Origin of the sequence: Haloarchaeobius sp. HME9146, from assembly GCF_025399835.1 — an archaeon.
Lineage (GTDB): Archaea > Halobacteriota > Halobacteria > Halobacteriales > Natrialbaceae > Haloarchaeobius.
The window spans coordinates 850,087-868,327 of record NZ_JAODVR010000001.1 but is presented as its reverse complement, the minus strand read 5'-3'; the positions used below and the strand labels follow the sequence as shown (position 1 = coordinate 868,327).

At 63.6% G+C, this 18,241-nt stretch carries 23 protein-coding genes and 3 tRNA genes; 7 read left to right on the top strand and 19 right to left on the bottom strand.

All coding sequences use genetic code 11. The annotated features are described in order from the left end of the window. Positions 1 to 178: 178 nt before the first annotated feature. Positions 179 to 1,315: an FRG domain-containing protein gene (locus N6C22_RS04515; RefSeq protein WP_261649716.1), complete on the top strand. Its 1,137-nt coding sequence runs from the start codon at positions 179 to 181 to the stop codon at positions 1,313 to 1,315. A 199-nt stretch (positions 1,316 to 1,514) separates the two neighbouring features. Here N6C22_RS04515 and N6C22_RS04510 read toward each other — a convergent pair whose 3' ends face one another. The 11 genes from N6C22_RS04510 to N6C22_RS04460 form a co-directional block, all read right to left on the bottom strand. Then, a complete protein-coding gene (locus tag N6C22_RS04510; RefSeq protein WP_261649715.1) occupies positions 1,515 to 2,312 on the bottom strand; it encodes an ATP-binding protein in 798 nt (265 codons plus the stop codon). Continuing rightward, a complete protein-coding gene (locus tag N6C22_RS04505; protein ID WP_261649714.1) occupies positions 2,309 to 2,581 on the bottom strand; it encodes a hypothetical protein in 273 nt (90 codons plus the stop codon). The genes N6C22_RS04510 and N6C22_RS04505 overlap by 4 nt, the downstream gene beginning before the upstream one ends. Further along, entirely contained in the window at positions 2,578 to 3,159 is a 582-nt protein-coding gene (locus N6C22_RS04500) for a hypothetical protein (protein WP_261649713.1), read from the bottom strand. The genes N6C22_RS04505 and N6C22_RS04500 overlap by 4 nt, the downstream gene beginning before the upstream one ends. Beyond that, positions 3,159 to 3,632: a hypothetical protein gene (locus tag N6C22_RS04495; RefSeq protein WP_261649712.1), complete on the bottom strand. Its 474-nt coding sequence runs from the start codon at positions 3,630 to 3,632 to the stop codon at positions 3,159 to 3,161. The genes N6C22_RS04500 and N6C22_RS04495 overlap by 1 nt, the downstream gene beginning before the upstream one ends. Further along, positions 3,625 to 4,212 (bottom strand): hypothetical protein, encoded by a 588-nt coding sequence (locus tag N6C22_RS04490; RefSeq protein WP_261649710.1) that lies wholly within the window; start codon positions 4,210 to 4,212, stop codon positions 3,625 to 3,627. The genes N6C22_RS04495 and N6C22_RS04490 overlap by 8 nt, the downstream gene beginning before the upstream one ends. Continuing rightward, positions 4,212 to 4,970, bottom strand: a complete 759-nt coding sequence (locus tag N6C22_RS04485; RefSeq protein ID WP_261649709.1) for a hypothetical protein — start codon at positions 4,968 to 4,970, stop codon at positions 4,212 to 4,214. Before N6C22_RS04485 ends, N6C22_RS04490 begins: the two co-directional genes overlap by 1 nt. 408 nt (positions 4,971 to 5,378) lie before the next feature. Continuing rightward, on the bottom strand, positions 5,379 to 5,642 hold the full coding sequence (locus tag N6C22_RS04480; protein WP_261649708.1) for a hypothetical protein: 264 nt from the start codon (positions 5,640 to 5,642) through the stop codon (positions 5,379 to 5,381). A 132-nt stretch (positions 5,643 to 5,774) separates the two neighbouring features. Next, the gene (locus tag N6C22_RS04475) at positions 5,775 to 6,173 is read right to left on the bottom strand and encodes a hypothetical protein (RefSeq protein ID WP_261649707.1); all 399 of its coding nucleotides are present in this window, start codon (positions 6,171 to 6,173) and stop codon (positions 5,775 to 5,777) included. A 157-nt stretch (positions 6,174 to 6,330) separates the two neighbouring features. Beyond that, the gene (locus tag N6C22_RS04470; protein WP_261649705.1) at positions 6,331 to 6,708 is read right to left on the bottom strand and encodes a hypothetical protein; all 378 of its coding nucleotides are present in this window, start codon (positions 6,706 to 6,708) and stop codon (positions 6,331 to 6,333) included. A gap of 299 nt (positions 6,709 to 7,007) precedes the next feature. Next, positions 7,008 to 7,083 (bottom strand) — tRNA-Ile (locus tag N6C22_RS04465). A gap of 377 nt (positions 7,084 to 7,460) precedes the next feature. Continuing rightward, positions 7,461 to 7,533, bottom strand: a tRNA-Asn gene (locus N6C22_RS04460). A 142-nt stretch (positions 7,534 to 7,675) separates the two neighbouring features. Here N6C22_RS04460 and cca point away from each other — a divergent pair. Continuing rightward, positions 7,676 to 9,031: a CCA tRNA nucleotidyltransferase gene (cca, locus tag N6C22_RS04455; protein WP_261649704.1), complete on the top strand. Its 1,356-nt coding sequence runs from the start codon at positions 7,676 to 7,678 to the stop codon at positions 9,029 to 9,031. Here the strand turns inward: cca and N6C22_RS04450 are convergent. From N6C22_RS04450 to N6C22_RS04435, 4 genes are all read right to left on the bottom strand, one after another. After that, on the bottom strand, positions 9,010 to 10,023 hold the full coding sequence (locus N6C22_RS04450; RefSeq protein WP_261649703.1) for a histone deacetylase: 1,014 nt from the start codon (positions 10,021 to 10,023) through the stop codon (positions 9,010 to 9,012). The genes cca and N6C22_RS04450 overlap by 22 nt on opposite strands. A 1-nt stretch (position 10,024) precedes the next feature. Continuing rightward, positions 10,025 to 10,456, bottom strand: a complete 432-nt coding sequence (locus N6C22_RS04445) for a histone (protein WP_261649702.1) — start codon at positions 10,454 to 10,456, stop codon at positions 10,025 to 10,027. A 78-nt stretch (positions 10,457 to 10,534) separates the two neighbouring features. After that, a complete protein-coding gene (locus N6C22_RS04440) occupies positions 10,535 to 11,989 on the bottom strand; it encodes a single-stranded DNA binding protein (protein ID WP_261649700.1) in 1,455 nt (484 codons plus the stop codon). Positions 11,990 to 12,178: 189 nt separating this feature from the next. Further along, a complete protein-coding gene (locus N6C22_RS04435; protein WP_261649699.1) occupies positions 12,179 to 12,676 on the bottom strand; it encodes a hypothetical protein in 498 nt (165 codons plus the stop codon). Between the two features lie 156 nt (positions 12,677 to 12,832). On the opposite strand from N6C22_RS04435, the gene N6C22_RS04430 reads away from it, so the two are divergent. After that, a tRNA-Arg gene (locus N6C22_RS04430) sits at positions 12,833 to 12,905 on the top strand. Between the two features lie 292 nt (positions 12,906 to 13,197). Here N6C22_RS04430 and N6C22_RS04425 read toward each other — a convergent pair. After that, positions 13,198 to 13,392, bottom strand: coding sequence for a hypothetical protein (locus N6C22_RS04425; protein WP_261649698.1), 195 nt, complete (start codon positions 13,390 to 13,392; stop codon positions 13,198 to 13,200). Between the two features lie 257 nt (positions 13,393 to 13,649). Here N6C22_RS04425 and N6C22_RS04420 point away from each other — a divergent pair, with 257 nt between their 5' ends. Next, positions 13,650 to 14,267: a DUF309 domain-containing protein gene (locus tag N6C22_RS04420; RefSeq protein ID WP_261649697.1), complete on the top strand. Its 618-nt coding sequence runs from the start codon at positions 13,650 to 13,652 to the stop codon at positions 14,265 to 14,267. Here N6C22_RS04420 and azf read toward each other — a convergent pair whose 3' ends face one another. Further along, positions 14,268 to 15,026, bottom strand: coding sequence for an NAD-dependent glucose-6-phosphate dehydrogenase Azf (gene azf, locus N6C22_RS04415; protein WP_261649695.1), 759 nt, complete (start codon positions 15,024 to 15,026; stop codon positions 14,268 to 14,270). Between the two features lie 147 nt (positions 15,027 to 15,173). Here azf and N6C22_RS04410 point away from each other — a divergent pair, with 147 nt between their 5' ends. The 3 genes from N6C22_RS04410 to N6C22_RS04400 all read left to right on the top strand — a co-directional run bounded on the left by N6C22_RS04410 (position 15,174) and on the right by N6C22_RS04400 (position 17,171). Continuing rightward, on the top strand, positions 15,174 to 16,163 hold the full coding sequence (locus N6C22_RS04410) for a sialidase family protein (RefSeq protein WP_261649694.1): 990 nt from the start codon (positions 15,174 to 15,176) through the stop codon (positions 16,161 to 16,163). A gap of 56 nt (positions 16,164 to 16,219) precedes the next feature. After that, entirely contained in the window at positions 16,220 to 16,570 is a 351-nt protein-coding gene (locus N6C22_RS04405; RefSeq protein ID WP_261649692.1) for a dihydroneopterin aldolase family protein, read from the top strand. 139 nt (positions 16,571 to 16,709) lie between these two features. Continuing rightward, entirely contained in the window at positions 16,710 to 17,171 is a 462-nt protein-coding gene (locus N6C22_RS04400) for a DUF5790 family protein (protein ID WP_261649690.1), read from the top strand. A 24-nt stretch (positions 17,172 to 17,195) separates the two neighbouring features. Here N6C22_RS04400 and N6C22_RS04395 read toward each other — a convergent pair whose 3' ends face one another. After that, positions 17,196 to 17,912 (bottom strand): creatininase family protein, encoded by a 717-nt coding sequence (locus N6C22_RS04395; RefSeq protein WP_261649689.1) that lies wholly within the window; start codon positions 17,910 to 17,912, stop codon positions 17,196 to 17,198. Between the two features lie 132 nt (positions 17,913 to 18,044). Further along, positions 18,045 to 18,236 carry a hypothetical protein gene (locus N6C22_RS04390; RefSeq protein ID WP_261649688.1) on the bottom strand — a complete coding sequence of 64 codons (192 nt, stop codon included), beginning with the start codon at positions 18,234 to 18,236 and terminating at the stop codon, positions 18,045 to 18,047. Positions 18,237 to 18,241 lie beyond the last annotated feature (5 nt).

Here is an 18,241-nt window from a genome sequence, read left to right as displayed (position 1 = left end):
AGAGAGGCGCTGTACGTAAGGAACCGACAAGATTTCCCCCGACAATCGCGGAACATCACCGACTCTCGTGGAGTGTTGTGAGGCCAGTCGTCTGACCGATAATATTTATAGTTATTTTGGCTGTCGAAGATATTAGCGCCAATACGTTTATTAAGCTCTCCTAACGCCAATATATAGAATGACTGATTGGAAAGAAGTCTACCACAAGTACCGAAGCTTGGATGACCCAATAAAAAAGCAACAAATTTCTCGGTCTACCAATCCAAGTGGCTCTGAACCCTTTGAAAACATCTACGAAGCGGCATTCCACCTACATCAAATGGGGAATAGAGAGGAATGGTATTTTAGAGGGCAAAGAAAGTCAGAGTGGGGGCTAACACCGAGTCTATTCCGCGATAGCAAAGATATTGACGTTGACTTCGAGATCCAGCGGCTATCTTCAGCAGTCCGCTTTGTGCAATCAGAACTCAAAGTCTCTCAAGAAATCGCACTCGCCATTGTTCAACACTACTCTAGTGTGCCTGAAACCAAGATACGGACTTGGTTATTAGACGTGACTGAATCACCCGAGGTTGCCTGCTTCTTTGCCAGCATAGGCGGAAGCGAAGGAGAAACTGGCGCAGTATATTTGTTCAAAGAATATGAGATGGAGCGTTTGGGAAGTTCCACTCCAAAGCAGCTTGGTGGAGTTGAGATTATCTCACCCGAAGGCGTTCCAAGGATAGAAAAGCAGCGTGCTGCATTCATTAACCACGCTCATCCAGAGTTATTGGAGGGGTACCTACCTTTCAATTGGACATTCAAGCAATACGATGACGTTGTTCTCGAATACGCTCCCCTAGGAATTTCGAAAGACAACCTGCTCGAAACTAATGATGAGTACGAAGACCTGTTGGAACATTGGGAGAATACAGTTTGGCCTGAGAATATACCTCCCTCTCAATACGTTGCACCGCCGCACGACCCCATGGGTGAGATTGAGTACGAGGACTATCTATCCATCGTAAAAGAATGGTTGGATGAGATGGGAAAACCCTATCGAGGGTTCTCAGAAGAAGGACAAATGTGTATCAATGACCTTTGTCGGGTACACGCTCGACTAAGCGCTTCCAATGAGATATCACCTTTATTGACGAGCGAACATACACTACAACAAATCCTGAGGACGATAATCGGCTATGCAGAGACTGAAAATAGAGAATTGTCTTTTACAGACGTTGTTTCTCGTTATTGGCACGAATCGGTTAGAGAGAACCGTGACGAAGTAGAACGAATTATTCAATCAGTTCGGCCAGGTTATAACTTCGAAAGATAAGAAAACCAAGTTATTAAAAAGACATCTGGAAATCAGCTCACTGAGACTTGAGTTGGTCCTCAGCCAAGTCTAATAGTGTGCGTACAGTCTCCGCGTTCGATCCCACAGTTCCGGGTAGTTCGTCATCCAGCCGCTCTTTCAATTCGTCTGCCCGTCTCGCGTCTTCTCCGTACAGCGTAGCGTGCCACTCACTCATCTTTCAAACCTTGATTTTCTTGCCTTGCTTCCCGAGGTGCTCGCTCTCCATGGAGTCGAACATCCCCGTCGTGTCGATACGTCGCCGCTCTCCGCTGTTGTCGCTGTAGATCCACTCGGACCCGATAGTGTTCTCCTCGTCGTCCTCGTGACGCTGCAGCGAATCCGACCCCTCAGTCCGGCCCGTCGTCTCGGGCTTCAGCGAGTCCGGGCAGTTCGGTACGCTGCGAACCTGCGGATTGTGCAGCTCGACGGGGTACTCGATGACCTTCGCCACCTTGTCCAGGTCGGCACTCGACTCGAAGCCGCCGAGTATGCGGCTCTGGCACTGCGAGATGACCGTCTCCTCCATCTCGGCGGGTCGCTGGCTGACCCAGATGCTCGACGCACCTTCGCCGCGGCCGGTCGTCGCCAGACCCTTAGTCGGCTTCGGCGTCTTCCCCGACTGGGGTGCGACGAAGTGCGCCTCGTCGACGACGATTAACACCTCGCTCAGCCGCCGTGCCGCCGAGATGATGGTCGCACACACGTCCCGCCAGTCGTCCTCGTCGATACCGGGATGGCGCACGAGCACGATCTTCGGGTTCCCCGTGAGGAACTCCAGCCACTGGCTCTCGGACCACTCCATCTCTCGGGGGCCGACGATCCACCACTTCGAGAGTCCGGCTTTCACGAAGCCCCTGTACTCGTCCTTGTAGTCGAGGACGACCATGTGCTCGTACTCCGGCGCGTTCTTCTCCATCAGGTTCTGCGCCTTCGCCGACTTCCCCCAGCCCGACTGTGCAGCCGCGAGTAGGTTCATCCCTCCTCCCCGTCGAGTTCGTCGACGTCGATGACCATCGACCCACCGAGCACGAGGTCGTGGCCGTGCCAGCGCCGGACCTGAACCGTCTCGCCGTCTTCGAGTCGGCGCAGGTGGTCCTCGGAGAGCGAGATCTCCTGTTCCGTCCACGACCGCGACGAGTCCGGGCTGCCGGACGTAGCAGTCTCGACGACGTACCAGACGAGTAGTCCGACGACGTAGCCGATGAACAGCCACTCCTCGGTGTCGAAGTCGAACCGCAGGGTCATTCCGTACCACCTGCCTCGACCGCGTTCGTGGCGTGCTGTACGCCTGCCTCGACCGCCTGCAGGTTGCCCGCCAGAACCGTCTCCAGGGCCTCGGCACGGCTGTAGTTGACGACCTCGCGCTCGAACTCCGAAAGCGAGACGCCCCACTTGCGCTCGATGTGCAACCCGGCGATCTCCTCGTCGGAACACCGCTCGAACTCCTCGGGAGCGCGGTCGCGGTAGGTGTCTGCCCACCGCTCTTTCTGTGTCTCCCACTCCTCGTCAGAGAGCGCGGCGTACGACCGGGCGTCGTCGGGGTTGTCGAGATGGTCGGCGATGACCTCACCGAACCACCATTCCTCGAACTCGCCTTTCGCCATCACGTCGACGAGCGAGAGGAGCTGGTCGCGACGTTCCTCGGTGGTCTTCGTCCGTTCCAACCCCTCGATACCGAGCGAGTCGTGTAGCTCCTCGACGGCGGAGATCTGGCGGTCCTCGATCTCGGTGACGACCGTCACCAGCGCCTGGATGTGCTCGCTCTCGGTCGGGTCCTGTGCTACCTTCTGCAGCTTGCGTAGTCGCTTCGCGTTGTCGAACATCAGAAATCAGCCTCCTCCAGCAGTTTACTCGGCAATTCGGTCTTCGTCCCGACGACCACCGCCATGAACATCGCCGACGAGAGGATGAGCGCCTGCTCGGGCGGCATGTCGGACTTGCCCCGCGAGGCCATCCACTCGTCAAAGTACTCGTCCAAGTGCAGGTCGCGGGCGCGCTGCTCGTCGACGTGCTCTGCGTCCTCGGTGCCGTACTCGTCGATGAGCGCGTTCGAGATGCCAGTGAGCGTCCCGACGTACATGTCGCCCCACGAGTCCCCACTGTCGCTCGTGGTCGGCTCGGCGGGCTCAGGGGTCGTCTCTGGCTGGTCGTCTTCGTCAGCTGTCGCACCAGCGTCGGCCTCGACCTCGTCGGCGAGTGCGTCCAGGTCGACGTCGGCCATCTCGTCGGGTTCCATCTCAGGCTGGTCCTCGTCGATCTCCTCGACGTCTTCCTCGGGACCCTCGGCGCTACTCAATGAGACTCACCTCCTCGTCGGAGACCGCCTCACCGTCGTCGGACTCGTCGCCCGTCACGTCGGCGTCGGTCACCTCCTCAGGCCGGTCACCGGACCGGACCACGAACAGGATGACGAGCAGCGCGAGCACCGCGACCAGAATCATCATCGTGCGGCCACTCAGCGAGGGCAGACTGAACCCTCCCGAGTCGTCGTCGACGGGTTGGTCGTCCTGGTCGTCTCCCTCGTCCCCCTCCTCAGGGGGCTGGCTTTGCCCCTTGTGCTGCTGGTCGTACTCCTCTCTCGTCGGCATATCTTGGTCGTCGTCTGCCTCGGGGGACTCTTCGCCCCCCTCGTCTCCCCCTTCAGAGGGGTCCTGTTCGCTGGTCGCTTCTACCTCGTCCTCCTCCTCGCTGTCTCCTGATTCAGGGGACCCTTCGAGGGTGGTCCACGGCCGCTCGTCGAGCGCCTGCCTGTGCTCGGGATCGTTCATGGCGCTGATGTGCCCCCGAAGGTTCTCCGGACCCTCGAACGGCGGGGGGCCGTCGTGCTGGTCTTCTGCCTTCGAGCACTCCTCGACCGGACAGTAAAACCCAGACATCAGAGGGCCTCCTGGGTGATTTCACGGTCCCCCAGCTCCTCGAAGGCCATCGGGGACTGCCCGAACTGGATTCGAACCTCGTTGATGCCAGCCGCGGCCTGCTTCGCCTCCCCCAGACCTGCCCTGTACTGGTTCCACAACCCCTTGAGCGCCCCATACGCGGGACCGGGAAGCTCTCCCTTCGCGGGGTCGCCTTCTCCCTCCGAGAGGATGGCCGCGACCTGCTCGTCGTCGAGCCCGCACCCTTCGACCAGGAACTCACAGGCATCTTCCTCCCCGTGAGCACAGTGGTCGGCCGCGTGGTCGCACTGCCCGCCGAGGGCCTCCTCGACCCCCGCGAGGCGTTCATCGACGCTGGCCTCCTGGTCGAGGCGGTCGCCCTGCTCGTCGCGAGCTGCCCGCTCCATCACCTCGCGGTGTTCGTCGACCGTGAGGGTCGGGTCGTAGAAGGCAGTCCAGTCGTCTACGCCTTCCCCGCGGGCGATTCCTTTCACCGACCGGGCGTGCAGGACGTTCGTCTCCGAGAAGTCGATTCGGTCCCTCTCGTGGTCTTCGAGGGGTATCTGCCCTCCTCGGCTCCCCCTGTCGTCCCTGCTTGAGGCTGCCTGAACGGCGGCCTCGTCGAGAACCCGGTCGGGGGCATCCCCGACCAGCGTGACCACCTTCTTCCGGCGGTCGTCGTAGGGGCAGAGGTGTGCCTCGTGCTCCCTGCGGAAGGCGTTTGCGTCGTCTCTACTCCCAAATTCTACCTCAGGCATCCCAGCGGGACACCTCCGAGGGGTATCGTGTCGACACCATGGATGGTCGAGGGGGTCTGAAGGGAGTAAAGAGGGGTGCGTGTGCCTTGCTGTCTCCCCAGATATCTGCCCATTTTTAGTGGTCCAGACCGTTGGTAATCTCGTATGTCGGGAGCGATGATGGCACAACGTAGGGCCGCCCAGGCGGTGGCCAGTGATGATGCAGTAGTGACTCCCTTCGGGCAGTGTTCTGCCCAGGAACGCAGTGGCTCGATTTACTCGGTGATCCCCTCCGAGTTACGAGACGCTCATGACCTCGAACAGGGCTCACCGCTGAAGATCGGGTATCACGCACCGACCGGAACGGTTCTGATCACTCCTGTTGAAGAGGAGGAGAGAATTCAGTAAGCGGGATTAACTTTCGCCTCACTAAATCAGATCATCATTGAATTCGATATCTATTCTCCCATTTTTTCCAATTAGCTCGATGTCCGTCGCGTCGTCGAAATCCTTCACGAATTCGATGATTTCGTTGCGGTCAGTGAATTTTCCGGGATGGTGGAAGATCTCAAACCGAAACTTTCCCTGTGTGTAAATTTCAGTTCTTTCCTCATCAGTATCCTGAACAATAGCAAGTCCACCCTCACCGTCTTGGCGAGCAACACGAGCGACTGTAACGAGTTTGTCCATCATGCATCCGTTTGAAACCCCACCAACATAAATAGGGATTTAATCCAATATTTTACATATGAAAATAGTGGGGTGAAGTTTCCCCACAATACAATCGGGCAACCAAAATGCCACAGTAAGAACTAATTCAGGAAATCATCGCACCACAACCCACTGCCGGTAGATCGGGTCACCAGCCCGCTTCAGGTATCCTCGTTCTCGAAGCGGCGTGATGATGCGGTGGCCGACGTGTTCGGACGAGATGCCGGTCTTCTGCGCGACCGCGGACTTCGCCTGGTCGAGCGGGATACCACCGCGACCGCTGACTTCGACGAGAGCCTTGTAGCCGCGGGCGAGGAGGTCGTCGTCGGTCGGCGGGATGCGTCCCCGCTCGGGCGTGTCGTCATTCGCCACCCGGCGCATATGGGCGCGCATCTCCTCGCTACGGTTCGTGTCTCGGGCGTCGAGCGCCTCGTCGTACTCGTCGAGCAGGTCGACCGGCACGCGGATGCTGATGCGCTTGATGGTCGTCTCGTCGCTCTCCATGCGCGGCATCAGGCCACACCTCCGTATGTACAGAACTGGCGGGCGTCATACGCGACGAAATCGCCACACGTAGTCGGGGAGCCCCGGGGTGACCGGAGTACGTATGACACCCCCTGGGGGGTTGCCGCGAGACTCGTGCGCGCTCCCGTGTGTGTGCGCGAGGCCGTCACCATCGCCGCACACCTCCGTCGGCGCGAGCCCGTTCTGCGCGGTCGTCAGGCTCCAGACGCACCGTCTCCTCGGTGACGGGTTCGACGGTCACGGGTTCGTCGTCGATGGTCTCGGCGTCGATGAACTCGGCCTTGCGAATCGTGCAGAGGTGGGCACACGGGCCAGTCTGGTACTCGAAGCCGCGGCAGTCGCATCGCCCGACGTACTCGTCGCCGTCGCAGGCGATGGCGATCATGTGGTGGCTGCCTCCAGGAAGGCAGACGCGGTAACCGAAGTGACTGAACCGCTCGATGAGTGCGGCCTCCGGGTCGGCGCGTTCCCAGCTGGTCGTCGCGCCGTCGCGCTCGCCCTCGAAGTCGAGCCTCACTGGCACGGCCCGTCACCTCCGTCGGCACAGGCACGGTCGCGCTCGGCCTCGCACCTCGGGCACAGCCGAACCGGGAAATCGTGGGTATGGACCGTCTCCTTCCGGGTTCCGTGGGTTGCGCACCGCTCGCTCATGCGGCACTCACCTCGATTCGTGAAATCGCCAGACAGCGGCGACCCGTGGCCAGACTCTGGTTGGGCTCCAGATTTTCGGCCGATTTTGAAATTCGCTTATCTGCTGATAACGAGCGGTAGAGGCACCTTAGAACCGATTTCGAGAAAACCCAGTATCGGGTTACTTTCGTATGGGCCCTGCCGGATTCGAACCAGCGATCACCCGGTTATGAGCCGGGGGCTTTGAACCAGACTAAGCTAAGGGCCCGACAGGTACGGATTCACCCCCGTTCCGTATCAACATTACGAACCGACTGCTTGCTGGGGAACGATAGAAGACAGCAGACGCTCGCTCGAATCTGAATTTCGAAGAAGCGCCGTTGTCGGATTGCATCCGACAGGGCGTCAAACGAGTTTGACGCCGTCACCATGGCTCGAACTCGCCGAGACGGTCCGGGCATGCGGTCTCACATTGGTTCGACCGTTCCGGGCTCACGGCTACGCCGTTCGCTTCGCGGTTCTCGCTCCGCTTCGAACCGCGTTAAGTTCCGACTCGTCTGCTCGAGCCTGGTGAATCTCGCTTGCGACGACACCAGCTGCCTGCTCGGAGATTGAACTCCTCGCGAGTGTGGTGTCGTCAGAAAGCGCCGTCACCAGGGCTCGAACCTGGGACCACCACGTTAACAGCGTGGTGCTCTACCAACTGAGCTATGACGGCTTGCTGCACTTGCAGATAGTCCGGGCGAATATAAAGAGACTTTCGCTTTACCGCGGCGGTGTATCACGGTATCTCGTGACGTGCTGGTGGGTGAGCCAGGCCATCGATACCCGTTTACCGGCCGACACTGTATCCGACGAACATGAGCGACGACGCGTTCGAGGACGCGGTTTCGGCGGTTCGCGAGCGGGTGGACCCATCGCCGGACGAGCGAGCGAAGCTGCGCGAGACCGCCGACGACATCATCGAACGAGCCGAGGAGGCGGTCGCGGCGTACAGTCCCGAGGCGGACGTGATGCAGGTCGGTTCGACCGCGCGCGGGACGTGGATTTCTGGGGACCGCGACATCGACGTGTTCGTGCGGTTCCCGGCCGAGCTCGACCGGGAGACGCTGGAGGACTATGGACTGAAAGTCGGGCACTCGGTGCTGCCCGATGGGCACGAGGAGTACGCCGAGCACCCGTACATCAAGGGCGAGTACGAGGGGTTCGACATCGACCTCGTCCCCTGTTTCCGGGTGCCCGAGGCACCGGCCATCCAGTCCGCGGTCGACCGGACGCCGTTTCACAACGAGTACCTGCGCGAGCACCTGACCGACGAACTGGCGGCGGACGTCCGCGTGGCGAAGCAGTTCCTGAAGGGTATCGGGGTCTACGGGAGCAACCTCCGGACCCAGGGCTTCTCGGGCTACCTGACCGAGCTGCTCATCTACGAGTGCGGCGGGTTCCGGCCGTTCGTCGAGGCCGCCGCCGACTGGGAGCCGCCGGTCGTCTTCGACCCCGAGGACCACGCAGCCCAGGAGTTCGACGACCCGCTGGTCGTCATCGACCCGACCGACCCGGAGCGCAACGTCGCGGCGGTCCTCTCCGCGGAGAACTTCGCGCGCCTGCAACATCACGCGCGGGCGTTCCTCGCCGAGCCGACCGTCGACCGGTTCTTCCCCGACGAACTGGCACCGCTTGACGCGGACGCGATTCGCGCCCAGGTCGAGGACCGCGGGACCACGCCGGTGGCCATCCGGTTCGACGCGCCGGACCTGGTCGACGACCAGCTCTGGCCGCAGCTCCGGCGCTCGCTGACGGGCGTCGCGAACGAGCTGGAACGCCGCGGGTTCGACCCGCTCCGGTGGAAGACGTTCGCGGACGACACGGCCGTCCTGCTCGTCGAATGTGGCGTGGCCGAGCGCCCGGCAATCGAACGCCACCAGGGGCCGCCGGTACACGTCCGCCAGCACGCGACCGGGTTCTACGAGAAGTACGCCGAGTCGGACGCCTACGGGCCGTTCATCGAGGACGAGCGCTACGTGGTCGAACGGGAGCGCGAGGTCCGCACGCCGCGGGAGCTGGTGGACTCCGACCGGCTGTTCGACGTGGCACTCGGCACGCACGTGGCGTCGGCGCTCCACGACGGATACGAGGTGCTGGTCGGGACGGAGATCGAAGCGCTCGCCGAGGAGTTCGGCGTGGAACTCGCGGGCTACTTCTCGCCCAGACCGTGAATCTCGCGGACCTCGTCGATACAGGCCAGAACGTCGTCTGAGACGTCCTCGTCGGGGTCGATGGGCTGGCGACCGTCGAACGTCTCGTGGACGATGGCGACACCGTCGGCGAGCACGTCGAGGCCGTAGCCACCTTCGAGCACGAACGCGATCGGCATGTCGACGCGGTCGCACAGGCTACGGAGCCGGTCGGTGAACAGGGCGTAGCCTTCGGTCGAGACGCGCATCCGGGAGATGGGGTCGTGACGGTGGGCGTCGAAGCCAGCACTCACCAGCAGCAGGTCCGGGTCGAACCGCTCGATGGCCGGTTCGAGACAGCGCTCGAACACCGCCTCGTAGTCGGCGGTGCCCGCGCCGGCCGGGAGCGAGACGTTCATCGTCGCGCCCTCGCCGTCGCCCTCGCCGGTCTCGTCGTGCTGACCGGTGCCGGGGTAGAGGCCGTCCTCGTGGATGGACGAGAAGAACACGTCGCCGTCGTCGTAGAAGATGTCCTGCGTGCCGTTGCCGTGGTGGACGTCCCAGTCCACGATGGCCACGCCGTCGAGGTCGCGCTCCTCGAGTGCGTACTTCGCGGCGACCGCGACGTTGTTGACGAAGCAAAAGCCCATGGCGTCGTCGTACACCGCGTGGTGCCCTGGTGGGCGACCGATGGCGAAGGGCGTGTCACGGCCCTGGTCGCCGTCGAGGGCGCTCTCGGCTGCCCACTGCGAGAGGCCGGCGCTCTTGCAGATCGCGTCCCAGGACTCCTCGACGGCGGTGGTGTCGGGGTCCCAGTCGCCGCCGCCGTTCGCACAGAACTCCTCGAGTTCCTCGATGTAGTCGGTCTCGTGGACCGCGGTTATCTCGTCCATCGTGGCCGGTTCGGCGTCGACGTACTCGACGCCGTGCTTTCGTTTGAGTCCCTCACGGATGGCCCGGAGGCGGTCCGGCGTCTCGGGGTGGCGCGCGCCGGTGTCGTGGTCGAGACAGCGTGGGCTGTAACCGAATCTCATCTCATTCGAACAGGGAGAAGTAGGTCTGGATGTCCTCCCCCTTGATGGTGCGTCGGTCGGCGTGCCGTGCGAGTTTGGCCGCTGCGGCCGCGACGTTGTCCGCGTAGTCCTCCAGGATATCTGCGAGGGCGACGCGTGCGTCCATCGAGACCCGGTAGGAGTCGCCGATGTTGAGGCGCGCGATGCGGTCGACCGGGGCGACCGGCAGTTCGAGTTCGTCCTTGTCGATGTCCGCCTCCACCCCGAAGTCCGCCGCCATCAGCGTCTTTCGACCGTCCGCCGTGGCGACCTCGGCCGCGTCCTCGGCGAGGATAGCGCCGTGTTCTTGAATCCGGCGGGCGAGCTCCTCGGCCGCGTCTGCACTGACCCGGAGGTCGCCTGCGTTCCGTCGGATGATGGAGTCCACCGGGGCGAACGGTAGCTCAACGCTCATACGCGAAAACGAATCATCCTGGCCCTTTGTAGTTTTCCGTAGGCGCGTTCATCGCCGGCGTTAGGTCGAAAGACCCGCTCAGAACACGTCGTCCGCGTCGAGGACGCCATCCGAGACCGACCCGCGGGCGGTCACTTCCTGCCCGAGGTGGACGTCGGCGTCGGTCTCGACGCTCATCGTCTCCTCACCGTTGTCGAGGATGACCGGGCTCCCCGCCTGCACGACGGTCCCGGTGAACTCGACGGCCTCCTCCTGCAGGGACGCGGTCGCGCCGCCGGACGCGCTCGCAGTCTCGGTCTCGGTGCCACCGCCGCTCGCACCGCTCTCGCTCGCGCCCTCGTCACCGCTGAACGCGCCGAGCCCGGTCGCCTGGTCGGCCTCGTCGCCACCGCCCGCGTCCGCGCTTGCACTGCTGGACGTGTCGGCGTCGTCGTCGAGGACCGTCACACTCGACCGCCAGCCAGCGGACGCTTCGAGGTCGTCCTGCCAGCCCTCCTGTATCTCGACGTCGGCGAAGGCGGCGCGGTCGCCCGGCCCGAGGTCGTAGTCAGCCTTGTCACCCCACAGGGCGACCCGGATGTCGTCGGTGTCGTCCTGCACGCGGACGTTGCGGACCTGCCCCTCCGAGCCGTCGTCGCGGTCGAAGGTTCGTTTCGGGTCCGCCGAGCGGATGACACCGGAGATATCGACGGTCTGCCCGAGCTCCAGGTCGGCGATGGGCGTGCTCTCGGGCTCGTAGGTGATGTCCTCGTCGAGTTCCTCGATGGCTCCGCGCTCGCCGACGTGGAGTTCGAGCTGGCCGTCGCGCTCGCGCACGTACCCGTCGACGACCTCGACGGTCATGCCGGCCTCGACTGCCTCGACGGTGTCGGCCTGGCCGTCCCACATGGTGACGCGGATGCGACCGGTCGGGTCACCGAGCACCATGTTGGCGACCTTGCCCTCCGAGCCGTCGTCACGGTCGAAGGTGCGGATGGACTCGGTGTCGAGGATGCGTCCCTTGAGGTTCACGTCGGAGAGTCCGAGCGAGAGGTCCTCGATGCGGTAGGCGTCGAGGATCTCCACGTCGACCTCGGCGTCGTCGTCGACCTCGACCTCGTCGACGCTGACCTCGATGCCGTTGTACCCCTCCTTCGGGCGGCCCTTGATTCGCAGGACCTGCCCGACTTCGAGTTCGTTCTCGGCGGCGTCGGCCTGCTCGTCCCAGAACGAGAGCCGGACCGACCCGCTCTCGTCGGCGACCTCGACGTTCGCGACCTTGCCGTCGGGGTCGTCACCGTCGCGCTCGAAGGTGCGGGTCTCGCCGATGGCGGTCACCTTGGCGATGAACTTCACCTCCTGCATCCCCGGACTGATGTCGGAGATGCCGTTTACCTCCTTGTCCTCCAGTTCGTGGGCGATGAGCATCGCCGCCGTCTCGTCGTCGGCGAGGCCCCCCATCTGTTCGACCTTGGCCTCGACCGCCTCGCGGAACTCCTCCAGTGTGACTTCCTCGGCGTCGAGGTCTTCGTAGACGTCCTCTATCGCGCCCATAATCGTATCAATTCGCAGGGAAGGGGCGCGCTTAAGCGTTGTCCTTGCCGAGAGGCCCCGCTCTCGTCTGTCGATTCCGTCGGTCGGTCGTGCGTGTGCATCACCGCCGTTTGCCGCCCCCTGCTACAAGAAGTCTCGGGCGGGTGTGCAGGTCCCCGCAACCGCGAGGGCGACGGCGTGCTGGCCCTGTCAGCGCGACGTGGTGGTGACGGTCGTCGTCTTCCCCTGGCTCGCGTGGACGACCTCGACCGTCTCGGGAAGCCCATCGGCGAATCCGAGGGTCGCGGCGTACTCGACGACGCCGATACACTCCATGCACGCATCGGACCCGTCCTCTTTCACACCGACGGTAACGGTGAGCGTCTTCGATTCCGTGTCGAACGTCGCGTCCTGCATCACGGCGACGTGGCACGGCGTGGACGCGACGACCGACCCCGTCACGTCGACGGCCGCATCCCCGAAGCTCACGCTCGCATTCCCCTCGGAGCCACAGCCGGTGTCCGTGGTCTCGATGGACTGTGACTCCAGTTTCGGGGTGGGTTCTGCCGTCGGGGTGCCCGTCGGCGTGTCTGTCTTCGTCTCGGTCTCCTCGTCGACACCGCCGAGGCTATCGTCGCCGACACAGCCGGCGAGTGCCCCTGTCGCAGCGAGGGCTGCCGTCCGCTTCAACAACGCACGTCGCTTCATAGGGGGAGAGAGAACCCCTTATTTCAAATCCCTTTCGGACGGTGAAAATCCGTTTTCAGCTTGGTTCCCTCCGGCGAATCGTGTGGCGTGTCCGCAGGGGTCGGAGGACGAACACATCGTAACCCTCTTATCCTTCTCCCCGGTACGTGTAATTGAGTCCTGATAGGGTAGTGGACTATCCTCTTGGCTTGCGGAGCCAGGGACCGGAGTTCAAATCTCCGTCAGGACGTTCATTTCATTCACGACCTGACTTGCCCTACGCTCGCGTTCGCTCGCGTAGGACTCCGTCAGGACGCTACATTTCCGAGAACTAACACGCCGAGCGACCTCTGTGTCGCTCGGCTTCGTTCTCGGTTATGCGTACCCGGAGATTTGAGCCAGCGAGCAGGACACGCTCTACTAGCGATTCACTCCACCAGAAGAACCGCGCCGACCGGCAGCGGGCACGGGGTCGTCACCGAAAAGCGGCAGCCACGTCGACAGAGCGTTCTCTGTGCGACCGTCTGGAGCTGCCCGTCAGCTCACTCCTCGGTCTCGTCGTCGTCGACCTCGGCATCTGTCTGCTCTGGCGGCTCCCACACCGGCCGACTCGGCCGGGACCCCCAGTGGTGCCGCGGTTTCGGAACCGAAAGCGGGTCCGAGGGGCGCTCGCGCTGGATGTCGAGCCATTCGTGGTGGCATTCGCTGCAGTAGTTGCCGTGGTACTTGCCGGTCATATGGAATCGCGTTCCGCACGCGACACACGTTCGCCTGTGCTCCATCGTTTGTGTCCTCCGGGAAGAGAGTTTACACGCTGGTATCTCTGTGTCGTGTGTTCTCTTGTGTCTATCAGTAAGGTAGCAAGAAAGGTAAGGGTGACGGAAACCTGGTATTGCCAGTGTTAGAACCTTTCCCTCACGGAACTCGGTGATTTGCGACTCAACAGACCCGGCGAGTAGTCAGTCTTTTTGGAACTCGTGTCCGAAGGGCAGGCATGCGGGAGTATCTGCGTGCCGGGCTGGCGATCTACAACGCGGGCGACCTCCACGACGCCCACGACGCCTGGGAGGACCGCTGGCTCGAGCTGCCCGAGGGGAGCGAGGACGAGCGACTGCTCCACGGTCTCATCCAGTTCACGGCCGCGTTCCACCACGCCTTCCAGGGCAACTGGGAGGGCTGTGTCGGCCTCGCGGACTCGGCGGGTGACTACCTCACCGGTCTCCCCGACGACTACCGGGGTATCGACGTACCGCGAGTTCGTCGCATCCTCGCCGCGGTCGCAGCCGACCCGGAAGTCGTCGAGCGTCGGTCCCGGCCGAAACTGACCCACGAGGGGACGGTCGTCGGGTTCGACGACCTCGATATGGCGGCTATCGCCGTCGCGGCACGGGTCTACGCCGAGGACACTCCCTACGACCAGGCGGTGCTCACGAGTGCGGTCCGGTTCGCCGAGGAAGACCGCGCCGACGGTGTCGAAGGCGGGCGCTTCGAGAGTCTCCTCCGGGACTTCGTGGCCGACCCCGAGAACCGTGGACTGGTCTACCAGCGACTCGAGGGACACGTCTCGAAACGCGAGCACAGAGAATCGGACGTCGACGGGCTGTTCGGGTAGTTACTCGTCGTCCGCGAACTCCGCGGAGTTGTCCTGTGGGTCGTACCCCAGCACCTCGCGGGCGCGGTCGATGGAGTAGTACTTCCGGTCGTTGTCGGAGATACCGTAGACGATCTCGTAGCCGTAGTCGGCCTGGATACAGCAGTCGAAGAGGTGCGCGCAGTCCCGGTAGGAGAGCCACATCGCCTGCCCGCGCTCGTAGTCCTTCGGCGGGTGGCCCTTGGTGAGGTTGCCGATGCGGACGTTGACGACCGAGAGGTCGTGCATGTCGTGGAAGTAGCGCCCGAGCGTCTCACCGGTGGCCTTCGAGACGCCGTAGACGTTCTTCGGCCGGGGGAGTTCCGTGCCGTCGAGGCGGAACTCGTCGTGGGCGCGGTACATGTCGGGGGTGCGTTCCTCGGTCTCGTACGCGCCGACGGCGTGGTTCGAGGAGGCGAAGACGAACTTCTCGACCCCGGCGTCGACGGCGGCCTTCATCACGGTGTGGGTGCCATCGATGTTGTTCTCGAGGACGGACTTCCACGGGGCGTCCGGGCGTGGGTCGCCCGCCAGGTGGATGACGGCGTCGACGCCGTCCATCGCGTCGCGGATGGCTTCCTCGTCGTTCACGTCCGCGACGACGAACTCACCGGGATACGCCGACTCGTCGGTCGGCGGGTCACGGTCGAGCAGTCGCCAGTCGTACTCCGCCGCGAGGTCGGCCAGTATCGCGCTGCCGACACGGCCGCCTGCACCGGTGAGCAGAACGGTGTCGTCCATTCGGTTGGTGAATGGGTCGGGGGTGGTAAGTAGGATGCGATTCCGCGTGCACCGCTTTCGCGTTGTTGTCCGTTTCGAAACAGGAGGCAGCGCCCCCTGACGACCAAAGCCAGCCGTACATCCGAATCGCACGGTAACAAGTAGCACATGGAGTCACTCGGGCCATGCCGCGTCTACATCGGGACCGACGACGGACTGTTCACCTTCGATATCGCAGACGGGCAGGCTGAACGCGTCGGTCGGTCACTTGCGGGCGAGACGGTCCGCGAGGTCTCGGTCCACCCCGACGACGCGAGCGTCGCCACGGTCGGCTGTGGGCTCCGCGGGTGGGGCTTGCACCGGGTGACCGACGCCGGAGACCGCGCCCGAACCGTCGGGTTCGCCGACGAGTGGGTGTGGGGCGTCACCCGGGACCCCGACGATCCGGACGCGGTGTACGTCGGGACCGAACCGCCAGGGCTGTTCCACGGTCGCCCGGGCGAGGACGACGGCTTCGAGCGAGCAGGCGACTTCGAAGCCCTCCCGTCACGCGAGACGTGGTCGTTCGGACACGACCCGTTCGCGGCCGGGCACGTTCACGGTATCACGGTCGCCGGCGAAACGCTGGTCGCGGCCGTCGAACACGGCGCAGTCGTGTTCTCCCACGACGGCGGCGAGACATGGGAAGACGCGCTGCCCGGGGTCGACGCCCACGATACCGTGCTGGTCGACGACCGGGTCATCGTCACCGCCGGGACGGCGAACGACTCGACCGGCGGGTTGCTCTGGAGCGAGGACACGATAACGTGGCATCGCATCGACCGGTTCGACGGCATGTACGTGAAAGAGCTCGTCCAGGGACCGGACGGCCGCCTGTACGTCGATGCGATTCCGGACCCGGACACCGACAGGGCCGGGCTCTGGACCAGCGAGGACGGTGGGCGGACCTGGACGAGCGTCGGCGCGGTCCCACCGGCTTCTGTCGTCGGCTGTAACCTCCTCTCGACCCATCCCACCGACCCCGGAACCATCTTCCACGCGACCCACTACGGCCGGGAGGCCCAGTTCGTCGTGAGCACGGACCGGGGAGCGACCTGGACCGAACTCGGCCCCCACCTCCCGACCATCCGGACGGTCGACGTCGCACCGCTCTCCTGAGACGTTCGCGGGGCAGAACCCGAACCGACTTCCACCCCGCCGCCGACACGTCGAGCATGGACCCGACCGACAGAGAGACCGCCTGCTTCGAAGCGGGCATCAAGTTCGGGACGCTGTACCACCAGTTCGCGGGCACACCGGTCAGCCCAGAGAGCGCCGAGAGCCTCGGGCGAGCCATGGAGGAGGCCATCGAGAACCAGCCCCACTGCGTCGACGTCCGAGTGACCATGCGGACCGACCGCATCGCGGACGAACTCGCCGGCCAGAGCGCCGAGTACACCGAGTTCACCGGCCGGTTCGCCGACATCGAGATGACCATCGAGTACGAGGGCACGACGGTCGAGACCAGTATGTCGATGGAGGGCGACTACCCGATGATGCGGGTGGACTCGGTCGCCGACGACTGACCGGCAACGTATCGGTTCGATGGGGACACAGTTGGTTTCGATTTCTCTGTGCTATTCCGTGCTGACAGCCCCCGTCGCAACCGATTTCACTTTCACTTTGAGGCAGGTATTTAACCCATCGGGCACCGAATGGTCCGGTATGAGTCAATCGACCCTGAACGACGACGAGCTGTTCGGCGAGGCGGCATCGGAGATGCGCGAGGACGTCGAGGCCTCCCTGGAGAAGGCCTGGGCCGAACTGCCCGACGCGGACGACGTGTGGGAGACCAGCGCCGACAACGTCCTCGGCGTGTTGAACGGGTTGCGGTCCGCACTCGACACCGGCGACGCGGAAGACCACCTCCGAGATGCCAAGAAGTGGTTCATGATGGGCCAGCGCGCCGACGCCTTCGAGGATTCGGACGACCTCGAAGCCGAGATCGAACAGATCGAGACCGTCATCGAGGACATCGGCGACGCCGGCGAGCAGGTCGGTGCCCTCACCTCCACCATCCCCGGCCTCCGGAGCACGCTGGAGGACGCCCACACCGCGGACGACGCGGAGGACGAGGCCGACGACGCCGACGAGGCAGAAGCCGAAGAAGCGGCGGCCGACGACTGAGTGACCCGGTCTCCCACCAGGTCGCTAGCGGTCAGCTATCGCGTCCAGCAGGTCGAGTAGCTTCGCCACCGCGTCGTCGAGCACCGCCTCGCCGTGCTCGGCGCTGGCGTCGCTCGGGTCCTTGACGTTTCCACTTTCGGCGAACTCGGCGAAGTCGTAGGCGATGTTCACGCCCGACACCCACTCACCGAAGCGCTCACCAGCGCCGGCTGCGGCCTCCTCGAAGCGGTCCTCGTGGACGAGCGAGGCGTCGATGGCCTGCACGACGCTCGTCTCGATGGGCCCACCGTGGCCGAGGTTCGCCAGCAGGTCGCTGTCGACCGTGTCGAACCACGTGTAGGGGACCGCGTACGCCGTCTCGTCGCGGGTCACCCGCGCACAGACCTCTCGCACTGCGGCCGCGTTCCCGCCGTGCCCGTTCACGACCGCGATTCGTTCGAACCCGTGGTGGGCGAGACTCTCGATTGTCTCGCAGACGTACGCCCGGAAGGTGTCGTCGGAGACCCACAGCGTCCCGTCGAAGTGGCGGTGTTCCTCGGCGACACCGACGCTGACGACGGGGGCGACGACTATCTCCTCGTCGGCTCGTTCTTCGGCGCGTGCGGCGATCTCCGCGGCACTCAGGGCGTCGGTTCCGAGCGGGGCGTGCGGACCGTGCTGTTCGGTACTGCCGACCGGGAGGATGGCCACGTCGCTCTCGACGTCGCGGACGTCCGTCCAGGTCGCCTCGGAAAGGTGCATACCTCGGGCCACGGCCGGCCGGCTATTCAGGGCACCGTTCGCTGGCCCAGCCGACCGGGCCGATGGCTGGACGTGTGGCGGAGAGATACAGAAGAGAAGTGAAGAAGAGAACCGCCGTCGACCGAATCGCGATTACCCGGACCAGCCGCCAGCGATGTCGTCGGCGATGTTGCCGCGCCACATCTCGAACCCGTCCTTACAGTCGTTACTGTCGGTGAGGTGGTCGACGAACCCTGCGCCGGGGTCGGCGAGTTCGGTCCCGCAGAACGGGCAGACGTTCGGGTTGCTCCACGTTGGTGTCGAGGTGTCAGGGGCGCTGGACATGTTCA